General features: G+C 37.3%; 23 protein-coding genes and 2 other annotated features. Of the genes, 21 read left to right on the plus strand and 2 right to left on the minus strand.

Annotated features, from left to right (window positions below; all coding sequences use genetic code 11):
- The first annotated feature begins 21 nt into the window (after positions 1-21).
- The 4 genes from ku (at position 22) to AC3ANV_RS09520 (ending at position 2,768) form a co-directional block, all read left to right on the plus strand.
- Positions 22-852 (plus strand): non-homologous end joining protein Ku, encoded by an 831-nt coding sequence (ku, locus tag AC3ANV_RS09505; protein ID WP_488313374.1) that lies wholly within the window; start codon positions 22-24, stop codon positions 850-852.
- 103 nt (positions 853-955) lie between these two features.
- The gene (locus AC3ANV_RS09510) at positions 956-1,915 is read left to right on the plus strand and encodes a nucleoside hydrolase (RefSeq protein WP_488313375.1); all 960 of its coding nucleotides are present in this window, start codon (positions 956-958) and stop codon (positions 1,913-1,915) included.
- Between the two features lie 216 nt (positions 1,916-2,131).
- The gene (locus AC3ANV_RS09515) at positions 2,132-2,332 is read left to right on the plus strand and encodes a cold-shock protein (protein ID WP_488313376.1); all 201 of its coding nucleotides are present in this window, start codon (positions 2,132-2,134) and stop codon (positions 2,330-2,332) included.
- A gap of 232 nt (positions 2,333-2,564) precedes the next feature.
- Positions 2,565-2,768 carry a cold-shock protein gene (locus AC3ANV_RS09520; protein ID WP_307404653.1) on the plus strand — a complete coding sequence of 68 codons (204 nt, stop codon included), beginning with the start codon at positions 2,565-2,567 and terminating at the stop codon, positions 2,766-2,768.
- A 55-nt stretch (positions 2,769-2,823) separates the two neighbouring features.
- Here the strand turns inward: AC3ANV_RS09520 and AC3ANV_RS09525 are convergent, their stop codons facing one another.
- Positions 2,824-3,117: a DUF6509 family protein gene (locus AC3ANV_RS09525; protein WP_488313377.1), complete on the minus strand. Its 294-nt coding sequence runs from the start codon at positions 3,115-3,117 to the stop codon at positions 2,824-2,826.
- Between the two features lie 278 nt (positions 3,118-3,395).
- Between AC3ANV_RS09525 and AC3ANV_RS09530 the strand changes: the two genes are divergently transcribed.
- From AC3ANV_RS09530 to AC3ANV_RS09545, 4 genes are all read left to right on the plus strand, one after another.
- Positions 3,396-4,148 (plus strand): DeoR/GlpR family DNA-binding transcription regulator, encoded by a 753-nt coding sequence (locus AC3ANV_RS09530; protein ID WP_488313378.1) that lies wholly within the window; start codon positions 3,396-3,398, stop codon positions 4,146-4,148.
- Positions 4,145-5,059 (plus strand): 1-phosphofructokinase, encoded by a 915-nt coding sequence (gene pfkB, locus AC3ANV_RS09535; protein WP_488313379.1) that lies wholly within the window; start codon positions 4,145-4,147, stop codon positions 5,057-5,059. The genes AC3ANV_RS09530 and pfkB overlap by 4 nt, the downstream gene beginning before the upstream one ends.
- 12 nt (positions 5,060-5,071) lie before the next feature.
- A complete protein-coding gene (locus AC3ANV_RS09540; RefSeq protein WP_488313380.1) occupies positions 5,072-6,934 on the plus strand; it encodes a PTS fructose transporter subunit IIABC in 1,863 nt (620 codons plus the stop codon).
- Positions 6,935-7,049: 115 nt separating this feature from the next.
- On the plus strand, positions 7,050-7,850 hold the full coding sequence (locus AC3ANV_RS09545) for a DUF2935 domain-containing protein (RefSeq protein WP_488313381.1): 801 nt from the start codon (positions 7,050-7,052) through the stop codon (positions 7,848-7,850).
- Positions 7,851-7,892: 42 nt separating this feature from the next.
- Here AC3ANV_RS09545 and bcbE read toward each other — a convergent pair whose 3' ends face one another.
- Positions 7,893-9,167, minus strand: coding sequence for a bacillibactin exporter BcbE (gene bcbE, locus AC3ANV_RS09550; protein WP_488313382.1), 1,275 nt, complete (start codon positions 9,165-9,167; stop codon positions 7,893-7,895).
- 225 nt (positions 9,168-9,392) lie between these two features.
- Positions 9,393-9,642, plus strand: a binding site (T-box leader).
- Positions 9,643-9,681: 39 nt separating this feature from the next.
- Positions 9,682-9,930: a binding site (T-box leader), on the plus strand.
- A gap of 60 nt (positions 9,931-9,990) precedes the next feature.
- Between bcbE and trpE the strand changes: the two genes are divergently transcribed.
- The 13 genes from trpE to odhB all read left to right on the plus strand — a co-directional run bounded on the left by trpE (position 9,991) and on the right by odhB (position 24,778).
- The gene (trpE, locus tag AC3ANV_RS09555; protein ID WP_488313383.1) at positions 9,991-11,379 is read left to right on the plus strand and encodes an anthranilate synthase component I; all 1,389 of its coding nucleotides are present in this window, start codon (positions 9,991-9,993) and stop codon (positions 11,377-11,379) included.
- The gene (locus tag AC3ANV_RS09560; protein ID WP_488313384.1) at positions 11,376-11,987 is read left to right on the plus strand and encodes an anthranilate synthase component II; all 612 of its coding nucleotides are present in this window, start codon (positions 11,376-11,378) and stop codon (positions 11,985-11,987) included. The genes trpE and AC3ANV_RS09560 overlap by 4 nt, the downstream gene beginning before the upstream one ends.
- A complete protein-coding gene (gene trpD / locus AC3ANV_RS09565; protein WP_488313385.1) occupies positions 11,959-12,984 on the plus strand; it encodes an anthranilate phosphoribosyltransferase in 1,026 nt (341 codons plus the stop codon). The genes AC3ANV_RS09560 and trpD overlap by 29 nt, the downstream gene beginning before the upstream one ends.
- Position 12,985: 1 nt before the next feature.
- Positions 12,986-13,777: an indole-3-glycerol phosphate synthase TrpC gene (gene trpC, locus AC3ANV_RS09570; protein WP_488313386.1), complete on the plus strand. Its 792-nt coding sequence runs from the start codon at positions 12,986-12,988 to the stop codon at positions 13,775-13,777.
- Positions 13,774-14,400: a phosphoribosylanthranilate isomerase gene (locus AC3ANV_RS09575; protein ID WP_488313387.1), complete on the plus strand. Its 627-nt coding sequence runs from the start codon at positions 13,774-13,776 to the stop codon at positions 14,398-14,400. The genes trpC and AC3ANV_RS09575 overlap by 4 nt, the downstream gene beginning before the upstream one ends.
- The gene (gene trpB, locus AC3ANV_RS09580; RefSeq protein WP_488313388.1) at positions 14,397-15,596 is read left to right on the plus strand and encodes a tryptophan synthase subunit beta; all 1,200 of its coding nucleotides are present in this window, start codon (positions 14,397-14,399) and stop codon (positions 15,594-15,596) included. The genes AC3ANV_RS09575 and trpB overlap by 4 nt, the downstream gene beginning before the upstream one ends.
- A gap of 3 nt (positions 15,597-15,599) precedes the next feature.
- Positions 15,600-16,385: a tryptophan synthase subunit alpha gene (gene trpA / locus AC3ANV_RS09585; protein ID WP_488313389.1), complete on the plus strand. Its 786-nt coding sequence runs from the start codon at positions 15,600-15,602 to the stop codon at positions 16,383-16,385.
- 276 nt (positions 16,386-16,661) lie between these two features.
- Positions 16,662-17,741 carry a tRNA 2-selenouridine(34) synthase MnmH gene (mnmH, locus tag AC3ANV_RS09590; RefSeq protein WP_488313390.1) on the plus strand — a complete coding sequence of 360 codons (1,080 nt, stop codon included), beginning with the start codon at positions 16,662-16,664 and terminating at the stop codon, positions 17,739-17,741.
- A gap of 378 nt (positions 17,742-18,119) precedes the next feature.
- Positions 18,120-18,245 carry a hypothetical protein gene (locus tag AC3ANV_RS09595; protein WP_488313391.1) on the plus strand — a complete coding sequence of 42 codons (126 nt, stop codon included), beginning with the start codon at positions 18,120-18,122 and terminating at the stop codon, positions 18,243-18,245.
- 39 nt (positions 18,246-18,284) lie between these two features.
- Positions 18,285-18,962, plus strand: coding sequence for a response regulator transcription factor (locus tag AC3ANV_RS09600; RefSeq protein ID WP_488313392.1), 678 nt, complete (start codon positions 18,285-18,287; stop codon positions 18,960-18,962).
- Entirely contained in the window at positions 18,959-20,374 is a 1,416-nt protein-coding gene (locus AC3ANV_RS09605; protein ID WP_488313393.1) for an ATP-binding protein, read from the plus strand. The genes AC3ANV_RS09600 and AC3ANV_RS09605 overlap by 4 nt, the downstream gene beginning before the upstream one ends.
- A gap of 290 nt (positions 20,375-20,664) precedes the next feature.
- Entirely contained in the window at positions 20,665-23,508 is a 2,844-nt protein-coding gene (locus tag AC3ANV_RS09610) for a 2-oxoglutarate dehydrogenase E1 component (RefSeq protein WP_488313394.1), read from the plus strand.
- On the plus strand, positions 23,501-24,778 hold the full coding sequence (odhB, locus tag AC3ANV_RS09615; protein ID WP_488313395.1) for a 2-oxoglutarate dehydrogenase complex dihydrolipoyllysine-residue succinyltransferase: 1,278 nt from the start codon (positions 23,501-23,503) through the stop codon (positions 24,776-24,778). Before AC3ANV_RS09610 ends, odhB begins: the two co-directional genes overlap by 8 nt.
- Positions 24,779-24,807: the final 29 nt, after the last annotated feature.

Consider the following 24,807-nt stretch of genomic DNA (forward strand, 5'->3'; position numbering starts at 1 on the left):
AAAAGATTGGAGAAATTACTTATGCATACGATGTGGAAAGGCAGCATTAGCTTTGGGCTTGTTAACATACCCATTAAGCTTCATACTGCAACAGAGGATAAGGACATTAAACTCCGTACCCTTCATAACAAATGTCATGCGCCAATAAAATATGAAAAGGTTTGCTCTGTTTGTGAGGAGGAAGTCAAATCCGAGGACATTGTGAAAGCTTATGAATATACAAAGGGAAAATTTGTTGTCCTTGATAATGATGACTTGGAAAAATTACGGAAAGAAAACGAAGAAAAGGCTGTAGAAATAATTGACTTTGTAAAAATGGAACAAATTGATCCCATCTACTTTGATCGGAGCTACTATATGTCTCCGCATGAAGGGGGAGGGAAAGCGTATTCATTATTACGTAAAGCATTACAGGAAACGCAGAAAGTCGGGCTTGCTAAAATTATTATCCGGTCAAAGGAGCAGCTTGCCGTCATCCGTGTATATGAAAATACATTGGTTATGGAAACAATTCATTATCCGGATGAGGTCAGAAGTGCAGGAGATGTGCCGGGTGTCCCTTCCGAAGATAAAGTCACGAAAAAAGAACTTGATACCGCTATTTTACTTATTGATCAATTAACATCTCAGTTTGAACCTGAAAAATATACGGACGAATATCGGACAGCTCTATTGGAATTAATTGAATCGAAACGAACTGGTAAAGAAACGGTGACTCCTGCAACAAAAGAAGTAGCATCAAACGTCACCGACTTAATGGCAGCATTGCAGGCATCAATTGATCGGACAAAACCAAAAAAGGCTTCGGCACCAAGAAAGAAAGCCGCAACAAGAGTGAAAAAGGAAGCATAATAAAGGTAGATAATACCGGCTCGTGTTTAATGCGGGTCGGGGTCTTTATTTTACATAAAAAGGAATAGAATAAATAAGTAGCAATTTTTAAAGGGGGAAAAAAATGGTCAATGTGCTTATGTTTGCCGATCCCGGAATAGATGATTCCTTTGCGATAATGTATGCCTTACTAAATCCGAAAATAAACCTTGTTGGTATTGTCAGTGGTTATGGAAATACACCCAAAGAGAAATCGATAAAAAATACAGCATACTTATTAAATCTGGGTCGTAGAGATGATATTCCGATTATTGCCGGTAGTGCAGGCCCCTTATTAGGTGAACCAATCCAATATTATCCGGAAATTCATGGGAAAGAAGGATTAGGCCCTATCAAACCACCGGAAAATTTAGCAAATGTTAAAGTGTATGATTTTAACAAAGTCCTTGAAATTGTTACACAATATAAAAATAACCTGGTTATTGTTTCTGTCGGCAGATTGACTGAGTTGGCATTGATGTATATTTTATATGGAAATGATGCCTTAAAGGACGTAAACGCATTTTATATTATGGGCGGTGCTTTTTTAGTGCCGGGAAATATTACAGCTGAAGCTGAAGCAAACTTTTATACCGATCCTGTAGCTGCAAATACGGTAATGGAAAAAGGAAGGAATATCTTTTTACATCCTTTAAATATAACCAATAAAGCCATCATCACGCCGGATATCATTGATTATTTGGGAGAAAACAGCCCAACCCCTTTCAGGCCTCTGCTAAAACCGGCCTTTGATTATTATTTTAAGGCTTATCAAAAAATTGTACCCGGTATTAAAGGTGCGCCTATGCATGATGTTGTTCCCCTAATGGCATTAATCGATCCAAATTTAGTAAAATATATTTCACGACGTGTTCGGGTAGAGGAATTTGGTACCGCAAAAGGAAAAAGTATTGCCGATTTTCGTCCAAAACCCGATAAAGAAAAAACGGAAGATTTAGATTATATTGGTATGGAAGCAGATATCCAAAGATTTGTTGTAGAATTTATGGAGATTTTCCTTCGGGGAAATCTGTATAAATATTAACTACTATTATATCAAGCGTTTAAAAGATAATTGACTTAAGGTCTAATGTGAGATAAAATAAAAATACGCTTTTAAGTTCGTTAAATATTTATTTGGATCAAGTAGCCGTAACTGCACGAAATAGTGGGGGATGTCTATTGCCCAATGTGCATTTACGGTTTTTATTTTTAAATGTACAATAAACTTAAAGTGAACTATTAGTTGGAGGTACTATCCATGAAAAACGGTAAAGTTAAATGGTTTAATGCAGAAAAAGGTTTCGGTTTTATTGAATCTGAAGGCGGCCAAGACGTGTTTGTTCACTTCTCAGCAATCCAATCAGAAGGCTTCAAAACTTTAGAAGAAGGCCAATCAGTTTCTTTTGAAATTGTTGAAGGCGCTCGTGGACCGCAAGCAGCTAACGTAAAAGCAGTTTAATTTACTAAAATAAAAGGTGATGCAATTATAAGGGCATCACCTTTTTATCTATATTTTAATATAAAGATAGTTCAAAAGGTTATATGTCAGTAGGAAAAAGCATATATATTAAATGGTGCATAAATTCCATTTGCTCTTTGCCTTCTTAACTTGGTTAACAATAATTTTATTAGCCTTTAAAGAAGCAAAGTGTTCAAAAACAGTCATGCAATAAGTACAAGGGGTGATCGTTTTGGCGTTTGGAAGAAGAAATGATGAAGAAGTAAAATTGGAAGAAACAAAAATTTGGGTATGCAATTCAGATAATTGCAAATGCTGGATTCGCGATAATTTTAAAAGCAGTGACGTGCCCCTGTGTCCTATTTGTAAAAGTGAAATGAGCCTTACGACTAAAGAATTGCAAGTAATTCATAATCATAGTAAGAACTTCATGTGATTAAAAAATAGAAAAATTTATGCATTAAAAAAGCAGGTTTTGAACCTGCTTTTTTTTATTCGATAATATTCTCCTGACAATAAGAAAGGACCTGTTCCTCTTCCTCTTCTTCGAGAGCGAAATCTAAAACTTGTTCGCTTCCTCTTTCATAAAAATGATAATTCGTAATCCTTGTCTGATTCTCCTCAATGACGAAAATAACTTTTAACCCAATACCTTTATCAGAATAAAGTTCATCCTCTTCATCCACTTCAAGTTCAAGGAAAAATTCATATCTGTCACCAGTCAACAAGCCAAATGGATCTTCTAGTTTTTCAACAGAATGTCCGGTAATGTTCAAGTGTATCATCCTTTGCTTTATGTAGTCCTTATTATTATACACATTTTTTGAAAAGAACGAATGCCGGATAGTATTTCCCGGGGTTTGTGATTTTTGACCATGTCATTAATTAGCACTTTTATATTTGGAAAAACAATTTACTAAGTATGTATGTTTAAATTTGTGACAAAAAATCGAAAACAATCAAAAGCAATCATTTTTTTGAAAGTTTTTGAAAGAAAATGATTGATTTTTGCAATCGTTTTCAGTAAGATATAATCAAGATACAAATTCAAGGTGGTGATGACTTGTTAACACCGGAACGTCATCGAATCATTTTACAGTTATTAAAAGAAAAAAGTATAGTGAAAATCCAGGAAATAGTTGATTTAACCAATACATCGGAATCAACGATACGCCGTGATTTATCACAACTTGAAGAAGAAAAATATTTAAAAAGGATTCATGGAGGTGCCTCAAGGCTTCAAGGGAAATTACAAGAACCGAGTATGATTGAGAAATCTTCCAAAAACCTTCAAGAAAAACGGCTTATAGCCGAGTATGCTGCGAGTTTGGTAGAAAAAGGTGATTGCATATATCTTGATGCAGGTTCAACGGTTACTGAAATGACTGAATTTTTAAACGTAAAAGAGATTGTTGTTGTGACAAACGGATTAATGCATTTAACTTCCTTATTAAATAAAGGAATAGAGACTTTTTTAATCGGCGGTTTTGCAAAGCCGAATACAAATGCAACAATCGGTAGAGGCGCATTAGAAGGTCTTGAGCTTTATCGATTTGATAAATGCTTTATGGGGGTAAATGGAATTCATCCTCAATTTGGTTTTACAACCCCAGACCAGGAAGAAGCAATGGTGAAACAAAAGGCAATGTCTCTTTCTAGGGAAGTATATGTTTTAGCAGATGACACAAAGTTTTCTGAAATTTCTTTTGCGAAAATAGCCAATATTGAGGAGGCTGCAATTATCACAAACGAAATAGAAGAAGATACTGAGAAACAATATATAAAAAGAACAACAATAAAGGTCGTGACAGCGTGATTTATACATTAACATTAAACCCTTCGGTTGATTATATTGTTCAACTTGAAAGTTTTGAGCTAGGCGATTTAAATCGGACCATATCGGAAACAAAATATCCGGGCGGTAAAGGCATTAATGTTTCAAGAGTATTAAGTGAACTGGGTGTTACGAGTATTGCACTTGGATTTAACGGCGGTTTTACAGGGAAATACATCGAAGACTATCTCCATAATGAAAAAATCGAAACAGATTTTATTAAGGTAAAAGATGATACACGAATTAATATCAAACTTAAAACGGGCCAAGAGACTGAAATAAATGCAAAAGGTCCGAACATTACGGAAGAAGACTTTCAGTTGTTAATGGAGAAAATTAGTCAATTATCTAAGAATGATCTGTTAGTTTTAGCAGGGAGCATTCCTTCAACATTACCTGAAACAACATATGAAGAACTCGTGAAAATTTGTAAGGAAAACGGAGTGGAGTTTGTTTGTGATGCTGAAGGCGACCTTCTCAAAAAAGTTCTTGCCTATAATCCTTTCCTAATTAAACCTAACCATCACGAACTCGGAGAATTATTTAACACAACTATATCCAGTTGTGAGGAAGTTATTCCTTATGGGAAAAAGCTCATCGAAATGGGAGCAAAAAATGTAATTGTTTCCCTTGCAGATAAAGGTGCAGTATTGATTAATGCAAATATGTCCTTAATTGCGGAAGTTCCAAAAGGCCGCGTGAAAAATTCAGTTGGTGCAGGGGACTCAGTAGTGGCAGGCTTCTTGGCCGCATACCAGAAAAGCAATAATGTGAAAGAGGCTTTTCAACAAAGTGTTGCTGCAGGAAGTGCTACTGCATTTTCACTTGGTTTATGTACAAAGGAAAAGATAGAGGAAATAGTTTCGAAAGTTTATATTAAAGAAATTTTATAAGGGGAGAAACATATGAAAATTACTGAACTGCTAACAAAGAGTACAATACTTTTAAATGTAGAGGGCAGGAAAAAAGAGGGAGCAATCGATCAACTTGTTGATGTGTTAGTAAATGCTAAAAAAATAACCAACCGTGCTGAATTTAAGGCAGCAATACTAAAGCGCGAAGAACAGAGTACAACAGGTATCGGAGAGGGAATTGCCATTCCTCATGCCAAAACAAAAGTAGTCAAAGAAGCGGCAATCGCATTTGGTAAATCAGTTGCCGGTATCGATTACCAGTCATTGGATGGACAGCCTGCACATTTGTTCTTTATGATCGCTGCTCCTGAAGGGGCCAATAATACACACTTAGAAGCCTTAGCTCGTCTTTCCGGGCTTTTAATGAAACAAGAAGTCCGCGATCAATTAATGGCAGCAACAACTGCCGATGAAATTATTAAGGTTATTAACATCCACGATCAAGAAGACGAAGAAGTACAAGACGTTTCAAACAAAAAGAACGCAATTGTAGCTGTTACCGGATGCCCTACCGGCATTGCGCACACCTATATGGCAGCGGATTCATTAAAAGCAAAGGCTGCTGAAATGGGTGTGGATATCAAGGTTGAAACAAACGGCTCTGGCGGTGCAAAAAATGTTCTGACCAAAGAGGAAATTGAAAATGCAGTAGCAGTAATTATTGCTGCAGATATTAACGTTGAAATGGAAAGATTTAAAGGAAAGCATGTTATTCAAGCGGCAGTTGCCGATGGAATCCGCAAGCCGAAGCAATTAATTGATAGAGCCTTAATCCAGGATGCTCCAGTTTATGCAGGCGGCAGCAAAAATGAATCAGGTACAGATCAAAAAGGTAGAACTGGCTTTTACAAGCACTTAATGAATGGTGTTTCAAATATGCTTCCATTTGTCGTTGGCGGCGGTATCTTAATTGCAATTTGCTTTATGTTTGGTTATAACTCTTTTAAACCCGGTGACCCAACCTACAACAAGATTTCTGAAGCACTGATGACAATTGGCGGAGGAAACGCCTTTGGTTTGATTGTTCCTGTTCTTGCAGGATTCATCGCTTTAAGTATTGCTGACCGTCCGGGTTTTGCGCCGGGTATGGTTGGCGGTATGATGGCCGCCAGTAGCGGGGCGGGGTTCCTTGGAGGAATGATAGCAGGTTTCCTTGCAGGTTATGTAGTTGTTCTTTTGAAGAAAGTATTTGCGAACCTTCCTCAATCATTGGAAGGAATTAAAAGTATTTTGATTTATCCTCTTTTAGGAATAGGCATTACCGGATTTATTATGCTCTTTGCTGTGGATAAACCTGTTGGTATGTTAAATAAGGCTATAGCTCATTGGTTAACTAGTTTAGGAACAGGAAATGCGGTATTATTAGGAATTATCTTAGGACTTATGATGGCATTTGATATGGGTGGCCCAATAAATAAAGCAGCCTATGTGTTTGGTACAGGTCTATTGTCAAGCGGAGTATATGAGCCTATGGCAGCTATTATGGCTGCAGGAATGGTACCTCCTTTAGCCATTGCAATTTCTACAACATTATTTAAGAATAAATTTAATAAACAGGATAAAGATGCAGGTAAGGCTTGTTATATCATGGGATTATCCTTTATAACCGAAGGAGCAATACCTTTTGCAGCAGCTGATCCACTACGTGTCATTCCTGCAAATATGATTGGTGCTGCAATTGCCGGGGCATTATCAATGGCTTTCGGTATCGGTCTAAGAGCGCCTCATGGTGGAATTTTCGTAGTGCCGCTTGTTGAACACGGTGCCCTTAAGTATGCACTAGCAATTTTAATTGGATCCGTAGTGTCTGCATTATTAATTGGATTCTTGAAAAAACCTGTAAAATCAGCATAATAAAAAACAGCCGGTGAACAAATGTTTACCGGTTGTTTTTTTATTTAGACATAACAAAAGTTGAAAAAGAATAAATATCAAAGTGGTATAGGTATTTTTTAATAGGAGGAAAACTATGAATGAATTTGAGAAAACTGCAAGATTTGAGCATCGTTTTTGGTTGCAAATCTTAGGCGACCATTCACGTTTTATCCATGATGCTTTAGCACCTGCTGAAAAAAAAGAAATCGATACAGCAGCTGAGTTTATTCAATTATTTGACAACCTTCTTGGTAAAGCTAAGTCAAATGATATTGCCCGGTTGACAACAGCTGCTGAAGGGGCAGCTGTGAAATTTCGCGATTATAAGTTAAATTTGATAAAAAGGCATCTTACAGGCCGTATTAAGATTCATCTTTCTCCATCATTTATTAATCATATGGTTAATGAATTAGAAGAATATTTACGAATATTAAAGCATTTTTCCTTACAGCAAATTCCGCCAATCTATCATGAGCTTCATCATCATCTTATTTGGTTGTTAGATGCTGCCGGGCATGCCAGTGCTATTTCAGTGAATTTAGACAGTGTTGAAAAAAGATTAAAAGAAAAAAGTGACCTTTATACAAAACATTTCCAAGACTTTTATTTAAAAGCTGTGGAAATGGCCGGATTTTTAAGAACAAAATTAAACACTTTTCCGGCAGTCCAAAAAATGAATTCAGATGCAACATTAGAAATAAAACTTTTTCAAAATTTCCTTCACGAAATAGAAGAATTGGAGCTTAGTGCCCAAACTTTGGGTACATTTTCTCCATTAATGGCAGATCATATGTTACGTGAAGAATGTTATTACCTGATGAAGCTAGCTGAAGCGACAAATGTTGAGAAACCAAATTGTGATCCAACGAAGCCTCGTCAAGAGAAAGGGAGTTAACAAATAAGCGCAAAGGACTTTATCCCTTGCGTTTTTTACTATCTAACTTTGTGTACTCGGTTTGATTGCTATTAAGGCAACAATAGCCGCAATTATACTAAGACTACTTAATAAAATAAATATCCAATGGTTTGAATGCTTCATTAACACCGCTATAATCGGAGGGCCTGCAGCTACACCAATAAATCTCATCGAACTGTAAATGGATGTAATAGTTCCCCTTTCTTTTTTTTCGATCCCCTCCGTAATTAAGGCATCTAGACATGGAAGTCCAACTCCAATTCCGATTCCGCTAATTAAAAACATGCTAATCATAAACCATAATTTTATCGAAAACCATAAAGCGGCGATAGAAAGAGATGCAGCAACGATACCGCCGAATGTCAGCCATTTCATTAATACTTTATTTTTCTTAATAATTTTTCCGCTTATAAAAGATGATAAACAGAGTGCACCAAGAGGTAATGCTAAAAAGAATCCTTTTTTTATATCCTTGATTCCATATTCTTTTTCAAATATTTCCGAAAGGTAAAACAAAATTCCAAACAGGATGAGCATCAGGGTACCGCCAATAAAAAAAATGGCATACAACCAATGCCCTTTTTCAGTAAATGTTGCCTTCACAGTTATAAAAAATTGCTTGAAAGGAATCGGGTCTTCGGTGTTTTTTGGACATTTGACTAAAAAAAGCATTAAAAATACAGAAATGGTACAGAAAACAGGAAATGAGAAAAATGGTAAAAACCAGATAAACCCTGCTAAAAAAGCACCTAATATCGGACTTAATACCTTTCCAAAGGTATTGGATGTTTCTATTAGACCCAGGCAACTGCTTATATCATCATCATTTTTAAACATGTCTCCTACCAATGGCATAACGATTGGAGCGGCTCCTGCAGCTCCAACTCCTTGCAAGGACCGACCGGCAAGGATAATCCAATAGGAATTATCCATTTTCCAAGCAGCCCATCCGGATATTAGTCCGCCGATTCCTGCAATAATCAGACTTGGTATAATTACTTTTTTTCTGCCAATATGGTCTGATAAATAGCCTGCTATTGGTATTAAAAAGATGGCTACAATTGAATAAACCGTAATGATCATACTAGTTTGAAATGAGGATATAGATAATTTTTTTTCCATGGAAGGTAAAACAGGGATTAACATCGAATTCCCTAATGTCATAACCAATGGAATGGAAGATAGGGATACAATGGCCCACTTTTGCTTAGACACTTCTCCGGACTTCTTTTGTCCTGCAGAAGATGAACTACTCTTAGTTGCCCGTGGCTGGCAAATATGTTCAATGTTTTCCATTAACTTTCTATCCCGCCTTCGTTATGTGCTAAAGTTAATATTAGCGTTCTTTCCAAAAAAAATTAAGGAACCCGAAAACTTTTTACTGGAAATAAAGGAGAAGTCATCATAAACAAGCCTAAAATAATATTTCGTTAAATTATGTATTTATTTAGAAAACTTTTTTAATTAATCTCTTGACATTAACCTTTAGTGTATAATAATATAGAAAACAATAAAGATAATGTATCGGCATTGATGAAGAGTAGTAGCTTTTACGGATTCTCTAGAGAGCTGATGGTGGGTGCGAATCAGTGTAGACGTATTAGTGAATGGACTTCTGAGCCTCCAAACCGAACCGCAAAACTGTGCAGTAGGCTTTGGCGAAAATCTCATCGTTACATGAGACAGATATTTAAGCTTATTGCTTTGATATCGGTAAAGTGAGCTGAATTTCAGCTAATGAAGGTGGCACCACGGGTCTTCCGTCCTTTTTGGATGGAGGGCTCTTTTTGTTTTTCCGAAAGTTTATAATGGTAAATCAATGAGCAAGAGTAGTACACATTTTTTATTCTTTTCCAGAGAGCCGGGGAAGGTGTGAGCCGGTAAGAATGGATTTGTGGAATGGACTTGCGAGTGGCAGTTTGAACATTTAGTAGGGCTGCCCGGAATTCCACCGTTAAAAGGATAGGATATCGGACTTTGTCCTGTATCTGAAAGAGGAAGCAGAATACTTTTCTGCTTCAAATGGAGGTGGCACCGCGGCTTTTGAATCGCCCTCTATGCGCATAGATTTTTTTATGCGTATAGAGGGCGATTTTTTTATTTTGGAAGGAGTGGAAAGATGAAAACACAGGTTAATTATTTCAGTAAAGAATTAAGAGGCGACACGTTAACCCCAATTTCAATTTTGCAAAAAATAAACGGTAACAAAAAATTCCTGCTCGAAAGCTCACATAAGTATAATGACTCCGGCCGATACTCCTTTATCGGCGCAGATCCGGCTTTCGAACTAATCTCAACCGGAGATCGAAACGAGATCATTAAACGAAATGGAGAAAAACAGAATCTGAATGGTAATCCGCTTGAAGTATTAAAAAAACTTTTGCCTGAACGGAAATTTGACCAGCTTCCATTCCCTTTTTTATCAGGTGCAGTTGGTTATGTCGGTTATGATATCGTTCGCCAGTTTGAAGATATTGGCGAAATTTTGGAAAATGGATTGGAAATGCCGGATGTACATCTAATGTTTTATGAAGAAATCATTGTATTTGACCACCTTCAAGAAAAAGTAATTGTTTGTGGGATTCCACTTTTAGACGATAGTAAGGATTCAGTAATTGAAAATAGAATTCAACAACTGGTTGATGAATTGAAGCTTCCTGATTTATATCTTGAAGAAGAGCCTTTTTCCTTTACGGGTTTTGAAACAGAAACATCAAAGGAAGCTTTTATCAAAAATGTAGAAATCGCAAAGGAGCATATAAGGGCTGGAGATATTTTTCAAGTAGTACTGTCAAGAAGGATGAAATCATCATTTCAGGGTCCGCCTTTGTCGCTTTATCGTAAGCATCGTGCTAATAACCCGACACCCTATATGTTTTATATTGAATTTGAAGGATATACTGTGATCGGCTCATCCCCGGAGAGCTTAATTAAAACCAGGGGGAAACAGGTAATTGCAAATCCAATTGCGGGAACGAAAAAAAGAGGTAATACGAATACCGAGGATCAAATGATTGAAAAAGAATTGTTAGCAGATGAAAAGGAACTCGCGGAACATAAAATGCTTGTAGATTTGGGCAGAAATGATCTTGGCAGAGTTTGTGAATTTGGAACTGTACATGTAGATAAGTATATGAAGGTTGAAAAATTTCGGCATGTCATGCATCTAGTTTCCGAGATAAGCGGTCAGCTAAAACCTGATCATTCTTCATTGGATGCTCTTGCAGCCTGTCTGCCGGCTGGTACCGTATCAGGAGCTCCAAAAATAAGGGCAATGGAAATTATCAATACATTAGAAAAATCCAAGCGCGGTCTTTATTCAGGTGCAGTTGGTTATGTATCTGCCAATGGAAATATGGATTTTGCCCTTGCGATCCGAACCATGATTTTAAAAGAGGAAACCGCCTATATCCAAGCCGGTGCCGGTATTGTTTACGATTCTAATCCCGAGTCTGAATTCGAAGAAACAGTAAATAAATTAAAAAGCTTTTTGGAGGGTGAAAAATGATACTGCTAATCGACAATTTTGATTCTTTTACATTCAATCTTTATCAGTATTTAGGGGAGTTAGGCGAAGAAGTAACTGTATATAGAAACAATCAATTAAGTATGGAAGACATTAAAGAATTAAACCCGGAGGCAATTATTCTTTCACCGGGACCCGGAAGACCTGAAGATGCAGGTATATGTATTGAATTAATTCAAAGCTTTTATAAATCAATTCCAATCTTAGGAATTTGTCTCGGACATCAGGCAATCGGTTCAGCATTCGGGGGTGTTATTAAACGGGCCGGACAAATAAAGCACGGAAAAACATCCTTTATCAACCATTCCAGCACGGGAGTATTTCAATATCTGACTTCGCCACTGGAAATTATGCGGTATCATTCTTTAGTAATTGATAAAAATAGTCTCCCTCCGGAATTCGAATGTGTAGCCACGGCAATGGATGATCAGGAGATAATGGCAATTAGGCATCGGTTTTTCCCGGTTTACGGGCTGCAGTTCCATCCTGAATCAATAGGGACTCCAAACGGGAAACAAATTCTAAAGAATTTTTTACACGAAATAGAAGGGAAGAAAAATAATGAGAAATTTATTGCTCCGGTTAGCTGAACAGGAATCATTCTCCGAGAAGCAAATGGAGGAAGCCATTCAATTGATTTTAAGTGATGAAATTTCTGAATCTGAAATTGCCGCCTTTTTAATGGGTCTGAAATCTAAAGGAGAAACAGTTGAAGAAATTGTCGGTATTGTAAAAGCACTTAAAGATAATACCCTTACTTTTAATAAGAAATTTCCGAATGTTCTTGATAATTGCGGTACAGGGGGCGACGGCTCCTCTAGCTTTAATGTCAGTACGACCTCTGCTTTTGTTATCGCCGGGGCAGGTATCCCGGTTGCAAAACATGGGAATAGAAGTATTTCAAGTAAAACCGGAAGTGCAGACGTACTTGAGTATTTAGGAATTAATTTGAATTTATCTGCTGAGAGGACAGAGGAGGTACTTCAGGAAATCGGCATCGCTTTTCTTTTTGCTCCAAATGTCCATCCAAAGCTTAAGAAAGTGGTGGCTGTTAGAAGACAATTAAAAATACCAACAATCTTTAATTTCATTGGGCCGCTTACAAATCCAATTGATTTGGATTACCAGCTTCTTGGAGTATATCGCAGGGATTTACTAAACGTTTTTGCAGAAGTACTGCAAAAGCTGGGGCGAAAACGGGCAACCGTATTAAATGGTGCGGGTTTTATGGATGAAGCTTCCCTGCAAGGTGAAAACCATTTAACCATTTTAGAGGACGGGATGATAAATAATCATTCCTTTTATCCCGAAGAAGTGGGTTTGCCGGAATATGATAACAGCTGCATTAAAGGCGGAGATTCCAAGGAAAATGCTGAAATTTTGGTTAATGTCCTCAAAGGAGAAACGGGTGCTTATAGAGACACTGTTTTACTTAATGCGGGAATTGGAATTTTTACAGCCGGCAAGGCAGACTCCATTAAGGCCGGGGTCAGTGTCGCAAAGGAAATCATTGACTCTGGAGCGGCCTATGGAAAATTGTTAAGATTAATTGAAAAAACTCGGATTGGTCAAAGAGAGGCGATATAAAATGGAAACGATTTTGGATCGTATCATCCAACAAAAGAAAAAAGAGGTTGTCAGTTTTCGTGAGAACAATAAAACGATACAACCAACTGCAATTCGGAAAAGATCATTTCTTCGGCACTTAGAAAAAACGGATGAAATTTCGATTATTGCCGAATTTAAACGTGCTTCTCCTTCAAAAGGAATTATTAATAACGGCATTGAGCCAACGGTACAAGCAAAATTTTATGAAAATTATGGGGCGTCAGCTATCTCTGTATTAACAGACCAAACATTTTTTAAAGGCTCATTTTCCGATTTACGGGCTGTAAGGGAAGTGGTAAACCTGCCGATACTTTGCAAAGATTTTATTATTGACCCCATTCAAATTGAACTAGCTTCACTCAATGGTGCTGATATGATTTTATTAATTGCTGCAGCATTAGAAGAATCCAAAATCGTTGAGCTCTATCAATTTGCGAGAAATCTGGGATTGGAAGTTCTTGTTGAGGTTCATAATCAGGAGGAGCTGGAAAAGGCGCTTCAAACAGGTGCAAGGCTAATTGGAGTAAATAATAGAGATTTAAAGACATTTCAGGTCTCCCTGGATGTAACAGAAAAATTAGCTCCATTAGTTAAAAATTCCGGTGCTTTTTTGATTAGTGAAAGCGGGATTCATGTTCAGGAAGATGTTGATCGAGTCAGAAAAGCCGGTGCAAATGGAATCTTGGTAGGTGAAGCGTTGATGAAAAGTCCGGACGTAAAACAGTCTTTTCTAGATTTTCGCTTGCCGCTTGTTGGAGGATCAAAAAAATGAAGGTAAAGATTTGCGGAATCACCGATACGGCAACGGGGATAGCAGCAGTTGAATATGGTGCAGATGCAATTGGTCTTGTGTTTGCTGAAAGTAAGAGAAGAATTACCCCTGAAAGAGCAAAAGAAATCGTAGAAAATCTGCCGGAATATGTCTTGAAGATAGGCGTGTTCGTTAATGAAACAAAAGAACAAATTGAGAAAATTGCTGCCTATGTAGGACTTACCCATATTCAGTTACATGGTGATGAACCGGCTTCCTTTAGCAGGTCCCTTTCTTTACCTGTAATAAAAGCATTAAGTTTACAAAATCGTGATTGCTTAGAAGAGGTAAGCAACTATCCTTGTGAATTTTTGTTGCTGGATGGTCCGAAGGGTAAGTACAGGGGGGGGAATGGAACAGCTTTTGATTGGAGCTCCATTAATTCCCAAGAATTTAAGGGAAAAAAGGTAATCCTAGCAGGGGGATTAAGTGAAGAGAATGTTGAAGAGGGCATTCGATTAATTGATCCATTTATGGTTGATGTAAGCAGCGGGGTAGAAACCGAAGGCAGAAAGGACCTTAGAAAAATTCAATCATTTATCAAAAAAGCAAAAGGCAAACTAATTGGAGGGAAAATGGCATGAACACATATACATTACCAAATGAAAAAGGCCATTTCGGTATATTTGGCGGAAGATTTGTACCGGAAACATTAATGAAAGCTGTAACTGAACTACAACAGGCCTATGACATTGCCAAGAAAGACCCGGATTTTCAAGCTGAGATTCAGAGATTGCTAAAAGAATATGTTGGCAGGGAAACGCCGCTTTATTTTGCAGAAAACCTCACAAAGTATGCAGGTGGAGCTAAAATTTATTTAAAAAGAGAAGATTTAAACCATACCGGTGCGCATAAGATCAACAATGCAATTGGTCAAGCACTGCTTGCAGTAAGAATGGGAAAAAGAAAAATTGTAGCCGAAACAGGAGCAGGGCAGCACGGTGTCGCAACTGCAACTGTATGTGCATTACTTAATCTCGATTGTATTATTTTTATGGGGGAAGAAGATATCAAAAGACAGGCATTAAACGTCTTTCGGATGGAATTGCTTGGTGCAAAGGTCGTCAGTGTGACTTCCGGAAGCGCAACGTTAAAAGATGCAGTTAACGAAGCGTTCAGGTACTGGGTGGCAAATGTAGATGATACCAACTACTTGCTAGGCTCTGTTATGGGGCCGCATCCGTTCCCTGTAATGGTAAGGGATTTTCAAAGTGTAATTGGAAAAGAAACAAAAGAACAATACCTGGCAAGAGAAGGAGGGCTCCCGGAAGCTGTTGTTGCCTGTATTGGAGGTGGCAGCAATGCGATGGGAATGTTTCACGCCTTTATAGAAGATAAAGAGGTTAAGCTTTATGGGGTGGAAGCAGCGGGGCAGGGCATTGATACCGATTTCCATGCAGCATCATTAACAAAAGGAAAACCCGGTGTTTTACATGGTTCATTAATGTATCTGCTGCAAAATCAGGATGGACAAATTCAAGAGGCCCATTCGATTTCAGCAGGGCTTGATTATCCGGGGGTAGGACCAGAACATAGCTATTTAAAAGACATTGGCCGAGCAACTTATACCTCGATTACAGATCAAGAGGCACTGGATGCCTTTCAGCTTTTATCGAAGCAGGAAGGAATCATACCAGCCCTTGAAAGTGCGCATGCAGTGGCCTTTGCTGTTAAGCTTGCTGCCGAAATGCAGGAAACTGAAAGTATCGTTATTTGTTTGTCTGGACGTGGTGATAAGGATGTAGATGCTGTAAAAGCTAGGTTAAAAGAGGAGAGATAAGTGATGAACCGAATTGAAAAGACATTTTCAAACCTAAAAAAAGAGAGCAGAAAGGCATTTGTTCCGTATATTATGGCTGGTGATGGCGGGATGGAATGTCTTGTTGAACGTCTAGCCATACTGGAAAAATTCGGAGCAACTGCAATCGAAGTAGGAGTTCCTTTTTCTGATCCCGCAGCAGACGGACCAACGATTCAGGCGGCAGGGATAAGAGCCTTGGAAAACGGAACGACCTTAAGAGTAATTATCGAAGAACTTGCTAAAGCAAGAGAGCTGGTATCTGTCCCCATCCTATTAATGACCTACTTAAATCCAATTTATGCCTATGGAATTGATGAGTTTGTGAAAGATATTAGTAAGGCTGGGGTAGACGGCTGTATTATTCCGGATCTGCCAATTGAGGAGGAGGATATTATTGCACCAAGACTCAATCAAGCAAAGGTTGAATTAATCCGCCTCGTAACGCTGACAACTCCTATAGAACGGATCAAAACGATTGCTAGTAAAGGAAAAGGATTTTTATACACTGTAACGGTAAAAGGAATCACTGGAACTAGAAATGAGTACGACAATGACTTGAATCAATTCTTAAAAAAGGTAAAAGAGATAAGTCCTATTCCTGTTTTAGCCGGTTTCGGTATATCGAATAGAAGCCAAATAAAAGAATTAACGGAGTTTTCTGATGGAGTCATCGTAGGGAGTAAGATTGTGGATTTATTTGAAAATAATAATCTGGAAGAAATGGAAAAACTTCTATCTGTTTTTCAAAATGAATCAAAATTAGTATAGTTAAAACGTCTACTCTTATTATGGGGTAGACGTTTTTACATTATGAAAAAGATGCTTTATGCTTACATTTTTAATGTATTCTTGATTGCAATGTTTAACTATAATATAATGTGTTTATACTAATAAAGTCATTTTCTTTTCATTTAAGAGTGTAAAAGAGTTTTTTAAGATTATATCTTTTAACCTATTGAAACTTCCAGTATTGGAAGTTTTGTTTGTTTTTGGAGGTTGTTTACTCGTAAAAAGACTTTATTATTGATGAGGAGTATAGTTAAAATGAAGGAAATTACTGTTGAAGAACTTCTAACTTTAAAGCAACCAATTATCATTGATATACGCTCACCCATCGAGTTTAAAGATGGGGCAATTCCCGGAGCAATTAATATCCCGTTATTTTCAGACGAAGAACGGCAAGAAATAGGGACTATTTATAAGCATGAAGGGCCTGCCAAAGCAAAATGGAGGGCAATGGAAGTGGTTTCGCCGAAGATTCCTTTTTTGCTTAAGACGATGAAAAAAGCATCATCAGATGGAAGTGAATTAATTATTCACTGTTGGCGTGGCGGAATGCGTAGTAAAGCAGTTGTTACCTTTTTAGAATTTGCAGGAATTTTTGCATCTCGTTTAGAAGGTGGGTATAAAGCGTACCGCCAATATATTCTTAAAGAAATTCCTTCAATGTTTCCCGAAAGTGCTGTTGTTTTACATGGACTAACAGGTGTTGGTAAAACTGAAGTAATAAAATATATGAAAGAAATGGGCTTTCCAATCTTAGATCTTGAAGAGATGGCAGGCCATCGAGGTTCTATTTTCGGAACCATTGGTCTAGGGGAGGGTCACAATCAAAAAGTGTTTGATTCTCTTTTATATAAAGGACTTAAGGAAATAAAAGGCACACCATATTTTATAATGGAAGCTGAAAGTAAGCGAATCGGAAAAGCCGTGCAGCCTGAAGTATTATTGAATAAAAAAATGCAAGGACTTAATATTCATCTCCATACACCAGTTGAACAAAGGATTAAACATTTAGTTTCCGAATATGTATTACCATATGAAAAAGAACCTTGGTATCATGAAAAAATCGCTGATGGGATTGAAAAGGTCCTGAGATGGGTAAAAAATGAAGAAATTAAGAAAAAGCTTATTGAAACATTAGAAGACCGAAATTACCGGGAAATGATTCGAATCCTGCTTGAACAGTATTACGACCCGCGGTACGACTATAAGCGACAAGAATATAATGGCGAGTTTATTGAAATTTTTGCAGAGGAACCCAAGATTGCAGCAGAAAAAATTGCTCATGAATTAAATAAATTATCGTTTTTTTCAGATAAAACCTTTGAAAATAAATTCTAATCCAATTTTAATGTTATTTTCATTAATCCTTTTCTCACTTCCTGTATGATGTATATGTATGGATAAATAAAGGGAATTTATTACTATTGGTCGGCTAACTTGATTTCGTTTTGCTTAAGCTGTCTCACATCTGCTGCTAAGACACAGCATAACCAAAACGAAAGTTCCCACGTAAGCACATGCATCTTGCATGTGTTTTTTTTAAATCCATTTGACTATAAAAAATTTACTTTTTAAGGAAATTCTCATTTTCTTTTCATGTAGGTTTTAAAAATTGGAGTTACGATATAATTACTTATCAGTTTAAAAGTACAAAGCATTTCCATTCCAACCAGACAATGCTGACGTTAAAAAAAAGTCAATGAGGAGGAATGAAACATGTGGGTACGTTTATTAATTGTAGGATTCTTTTCTCTAAGTGCACTTTCACTTATGTCCTACCAATCGATTGAAATAATCCATGCTGTTATGAATTTTCTTCAGGATAAACATCAGTTAAAATAATAGTTATATTTTCAAATTTTAAATGTGAGCGTGACTTAAATGGCAAAGATATTAATTATAGAAGATGAAAAGAACTTAGCGAGATTTATAGAACTTGAATTAAAATATGAAGGCTATGAAATTAATGTCTGCTCTGATGGACGCAGCGGATTACAATTAGCTCTTTCTGAAAATTGGGATGCAATCCTGCTTGATCTGATGTTGCCGGAATTAAATGGAATGGAAGTGTGCCGAAGGATAAGGCAAACCAATAAAACAATCCCAATCATCATGATTACAGCGAGGGATAGTGTATTAGACCGAGTTTCCGGGCTGGATAGCGGGGCGGATGATTATATTATTAAGCCTTTTGCAATAGAAGAGTTATTGGCAAGGCTTAGGTCATTGCTGCGCAGGGTTACGGCACTTACTACAAGTGGAATGACCACTTATACATTTAAAGATCTTACTGTTGAAGTAGAGTCGTGTGTTGTTAAAAAAGGTGAAAAAGTAATTAGTCTTACAAAGCGGGAATATGACCTACTGTTAATTTTTATGAGCAATATTAACATTGTTTTGACAAGGGAAGTTCTTTTAAATAAGGTATGGGGCTACAATACAGGTGTAGAAACAAATGTTGTTGATGTCTATGTCCGGTACTTAAGAAACAAAATTGATGATCAAAATGAAGGAAGTTATATTCAAACAGTACGCGGCACAGGATATGTAATGAGATGAAACAGATTTTTCGGTTAAGTTTTAATAATCTTCCATGGCAAACAAAATTGGTGCTCAGTGGATCAACTGCGATATTTTTTACCTTCTTCTTATTTAGTTTTTTAGAATATCACACGGTAGCCAACTGGATGTTGAAACGCGAAGAGGTTGCTGTAAATAGAACAATAACAGATATAGCGACTTATTATAAAGATAGAGCAAGCTCTCTCACCAATAATGACATTGAGAACAGTAAAAATTTTTTACGGAAAATGAATGATAAAGATCAACTCATACGGGTTTATGATCAAACAGGGAAAATCCTTGTGCTTGATAAAAATGGAGAATTTTCAGTTCTGGAGCCAACTCCCGTAAAAGAAAGAATTACGGAAAAAGTTTCGGAAGAAGGAAACGAAGCAATTGTTGCGAGATACCCCATTAAAGTGCAAAACTTTACCGGGACACTTGAAATTGTCCGCCAATTAAATAATTATCATAAAATGATGGATCGCCTCTTTTGGGTTATGACGGTGTTTGGCATTGCAGCCATCCTTTTAAGTGCAATAAGCGGATTTATTCTTGCAAAACAGTTATTAAAACCTGTAAGAGATTTAGCGAGTGCTATGAAGAAGATAAAAGAAAACGGCTTTCAAGAACGGATGGAGGTCTATAAGCAAAAAGATGAATTGACTGAGCTTACAAATGTCTTTAATGAAATGATGGATGAAATTGAAAAGTCCTTTTTACAGCAAAAACAATTTGTTGAGGATGCCTCACACGAATTGAGGACTCCTCTATCCATTCTTGAGGGGCATCTTTCGCTCTTAAACCGTTGGGGAAAAAAAGATCCTTTGATCTTAGATGAGTCATTGGAAGCATCACTCCAAGAGCTTTCGAGATTAAAAAAGCTTATTATTGAATTGCTTGAACTAACAAGGGCGGAGAATCCGAGAATATTAAGCGGAGAGAAAGCAAATCTCCTTATTATTTTACAAAAATTGGTGAAAAATCTTGAATTGATCCATCCGGATTTTCTATTTACAGTGGAATTATCTCAACATTTTCCTCAAATTGCCATGTCAGAACAACATTTACAGCAAATTTTGATTATCTTATTAGATAATTCGATAAAATATTCACAAGAAAATAAAACCATTGTTATTTCTGCGAAACAGAAGGAGAATACCGTTTTATTAACTGTATCGGACCGGGGGATCGGTATACCAACTGAGCATATTCCGGAAGTATTTAATCGGTTTTATCGAATTGATAAGGCGAGGAGCCGTGAAAACGGAGGTACAGGTTTAGGATTATCCATTGCCAAACGGCTAATTGAAAAAAATAACGGAACCATCTCAATTGAGAGTAAAGAAGGAGTTGGAACAAAGGTTAACATCGTTTTACCGACCATTACAGAAAAGAGAAAATTCTAAATTATTACACGATTGAATAAATATATTTGAAGGCAGTACCGTCATTCAAAAATGTCTAAAATTATTTTATAAATACTTCCTAAGGCCGGCAATTGATCTCCGGCCTTTTTTCTATCTTATAAGTCCACCATGGATTTATTCATTAAATCATTAGTTAATTTAGTACACTAAAACCATTCATTACGTAAAAATATAATGATTTATAAGTTTTTCGATGCTTTTTTAAATGAAATGGCAATAGTAATAAAGATGATGAATCAATGTACAAATGAATTAAGGGGGATTGATGAATGAACAGGCCAAATTTAAATAAAAAAGCTTTCTTGGAAAGTTTTTTTGGCCCCAATCTTGGCTATGTAATCGAACAATTTGAAAGGTATCAGGAAAATCCGGATATGGTAGAATCTGACCTAAGAGTCCTTTTTGAGGAAATGGATGATACAGATTTCAATCAATCTATTGGCACAATACAACCTGTTTCGGAACCAAATATGGTACAAATGGAAAAAATATTAGAAGCTGTAAAACTTGCAGAAAATATTCGTTCTTACGGACATCTTGCGGCAGCTATCTATCCACTCGGAAATGACCGACCTCCGGTAGAAAATATTGAACCCGGCAATTATGGCCTTACTACCGGTGACTTAAAAGCAATACCTGCAGAAATACTTTGTAAAAATGCTCCATCGTCCGTTCGAACAGCCTTTGATGCGTATATTTATTTAAAAGAAATCTATACAAAATCGATTGCTTATGAATTTCACCATGTTCATAACATCGAGGAGAAAAATTGGTTACTTGAAATGATAGAAAAAGGAAGTTTCACTTCTACTCTAACAAAGGATAAAAAGGTCTCCATTTTAAACAGGCTAATTGAAATTGAAGAATTTGAAAAGTATCTGCACAAGACATTTGTCGGTCAGAAGCGTTTTTCGATTGAAGGTCTTGATGTAATGGTTCCAATCATCGATGAGATTATTTCCGAAGCGGTTCATGATGGTGCAGAATATATCAATATTGGTATGGCTCACAGGGGAAGGCTGAATGTACTTGCACATGTGCTGGGTAAGCCATACGAAATGATCTTTGCAGAATTTCAACATGCACCTAATAAGGAACTTGTCCCTTCAGAAGGTTCAATTGGAATTAATTTTGGCTGGACTGGGGATGTCAAATACCACTTAGGATTAAACCGGCAAATAAAAAGTGAAAATATTATTAAGGCGAAGCTATCACTTGCCAATAATCCGAGCCATCTTGAATTTGTTGGTGCAGTAGTTGAAGGATTCACACGTGCGGCCCAGGACAAACGTGAACAACCCGGATACGCAAAAGAAAATAGCAATTCCGCACTAGCCATATTAATTCATGGTGATGCAGCTTTTCCAGGTGAAGGCATTGTGGCGGAAACATTAAATTTAAGCCGATTAAAAGGATATCGAACGGGTGGAACGATACACATTATTTCCAATAATACAATTGGATTTACAACAGAGTCAGAAGATTCACGGTCGACACGATACGCCAGCGACCTTGCCAAGGGGTTTGAAATTCCAATCCTTCATGTTAATGCCGATGATCCGGAAGCGTGTATTGCAGCAGCTTTTTTAGCAGCTGAATACCGCTCTGTTTTTCAAAAGGATTTTCTAATTGATTTAGTCGGATATCGCAGGTTTGGCCATAATGAAATGGATGAACCCATGACCACCAGCCCGCAAATGTATAAACTTATTCAAAAACATCCAACTGTTAAAGAATTATATTCGGCTAGCTTAAAAAAACAAGGAATTATCGATGATGGTGATTTAGCCGAAATGGAAAAAGTGATCCGTGAAAAACTCGATAATGCATATGAAAAGGTTTCAAGGAATAAAAAGGATGAAAAGATAAAAATTCCTGAACCACCTGTGTTCAATAGGGATCAGACAACGGTCGTAACGAGAGTCCCGATTGAAACATTACAAACATTAAATAATGAAATAATCCAATATCCAAAAGATTTTAAAGTTTTTACTAAGCTTGAAAGAATATTAAAGAGAAGGGCCGAAGCTTTTGAGGTAAATGGGAGAGTGGAGTGGGCACTGGCAGAAGTACTAGCTTTTGCTACAATTTTAGCGGATGGTACACCCATTCGATTAACGGGACAAGACTCTGAAAGAGGAACTTTTGCCCATCGAAATCTCGTGCTGCATGATACCGACACGGGAAAAACATTCTCTCCTCTGCATCATTTAAGGACAGCTAAAGCATCCTTTGCCATCTATAATAGCCCGTTAACAGAAACAGCCGTTGTTGGCTTTGAATATGGTTACAATATTTTTGCTCCTGAAACATTGGTTATTTGGGAGGCGCAGTATGGTGACTTTGCAAATGTAGCCCAAGTTATATTTGATCAATTCATCGCAGCAGGAAGGGCAAAGTGGGGGCAAAAATCCGGACTTGTTCTATTGCTTCCACATGGATATGAGGGGCAAGGACCGGAACATTCAAGCGGCAGGATAGAAAGATTTTTGCAATTAGGTGCGGAAAATAACTGGACAGTTGCAAATCTTACTAGTGCTGCACAATACTTTCATATTTTAAGGCGTCAAGCAGCGACTCTTACTAAGGAAGCAGTGAAGCCGCTTGTCATTATGTCACCTAAGAGTCTGTTGCGAAATCCGCTTGTTTCTTCATCAAGCACTGAATTAAGTGATGGGGAATTTATGCCGGTAATTGAACAATTTTCAGGGGCAGAAGAAAAGGTTGATCGGCTTGTTTTATGTACAGGAAAAATAGCGATCGATATTGCAGAGCATGTAAACAATGGAAACGATTATAGTTGGCTTCAAGTTTTAAGGGTAGAAGAAATTTATCCGTTTCCAATTGAATTACTGCAAAATATTGTAAACAAATATGAAAACATAAAAGAAATTTTCTGGGTTCAAGAGGAACCCAAAAATATGGGGGCATGGAATTTCGTCGAACCCCGTATCAATGAAATTGCACCTAGTGGTATAAGGGTTAAATACATCGGCCGCCGCCGTCGCTCCAGCCCGGCTGAAGGCGATCCAAATGTTCATAAGCTGGACCAATCTAAAATTCTTCAAGCAGCATTAACAAGGGTAGAAGAAGGAGGATTAAATCATGGCTGAAATAAAAGTACCGGAATTAGCTGAGTCGATTACTGAAGGTACAATTGCTAAATGGCTTAAAAATATAGGAGAATCGATTGAGAAAGGTGACTATCTTGTAGAGTTAGAAACAGATAAAGTAAATATAGAAATTATTTCAGATTACTCAGGAACAATTAAAGAACAGAAATTTGTAGAAGGAGATACGGTAAAAGTTGGTGAAACTATTGCCATTGTCGATGAAACCGTGTCTCAAACAGTGACAGCGTCTGAGGTAAAGCAAGAGCCCGTAAAGGTTCCAGGTCCACAAATTGAGAAAACTACTCCGGAAGCCCCGACTGTTTCTAATGGAGAAAATAAATCTAAACCGGTAAGCCCAACAACAGGAACTGTTGAACAAAATCAACGGCCAATTGCTTCCCCTGCTGCCCGTAAACTTGCCAGAGAAAAAGGACTGAATTTAAATGATGTGCCTACAATTGACCCGCTTGGAAGAGTACGCAAGCAAGATGTTTCATCCTATAAACCTGAGACCAATAGCCAATCTAATGAAACAATTGCTGTAAAGGTAAATAATCAGGAAAGTACAAAACCAATAATTCGCGAACGAATGTCAAGACGCAGGCAAACTATTGCTAAGCGTTTGGTGGAAGTTCAGCAAACGGCTGCAATGCTTACAACCTTTAATGAAGTAGATATGACGGCAATTATGGATTTGAGAAAGAGGAGAAAGGATAAGTTTTTTGAAGAAAATGAAGTCCGTCTTGGTTTTATGTCATTTTTCACTAAAGCAGTTGTGGCAGCCTTGAAAAAATTCCCCTATTTAAATGCAGAAATTCAGGGTGACGACCTGTTAATTAAAAAATTTTACGATATAGGTGTTGCAGTAGCTGCAGAAGAAGGGCTCGTGGTACCGGTGGTTAGAGATGCTGAACGAAAGTCATTTGCCGAAATTGAGTCAGACATTTCTCAACTTGCAGAGAAAGCGAGAACTAATAAATTATCTTTAAAGGATTTACAGGGAGGAACCTTTACCATTACAAATGGAGGAGTATTTGGGTCTTTGCTTTCGACACCAATATTAAATGGACCGCAGGTTGGAATCCTTGGAATGCATAAAATTCAACTTCGACCTGTCGCTATTGATAAAGAGAGAATGGAAAATAGATCGATGATGTATATTGCCCTATCCTATGACCACCGGATCGTGGACGGGAAAGAGGCAGTTAGTTTTCTCGCAAAAGTGAAGGAATTACTTGAGGACCCTGAAAGTCTTCTTCTTGAAGGATAAATAAGCTCAACAACTCTAAAAATGAGGTT

Source organism: Neobacillus sp. DFD-2R (assembly GCF_057747865.1).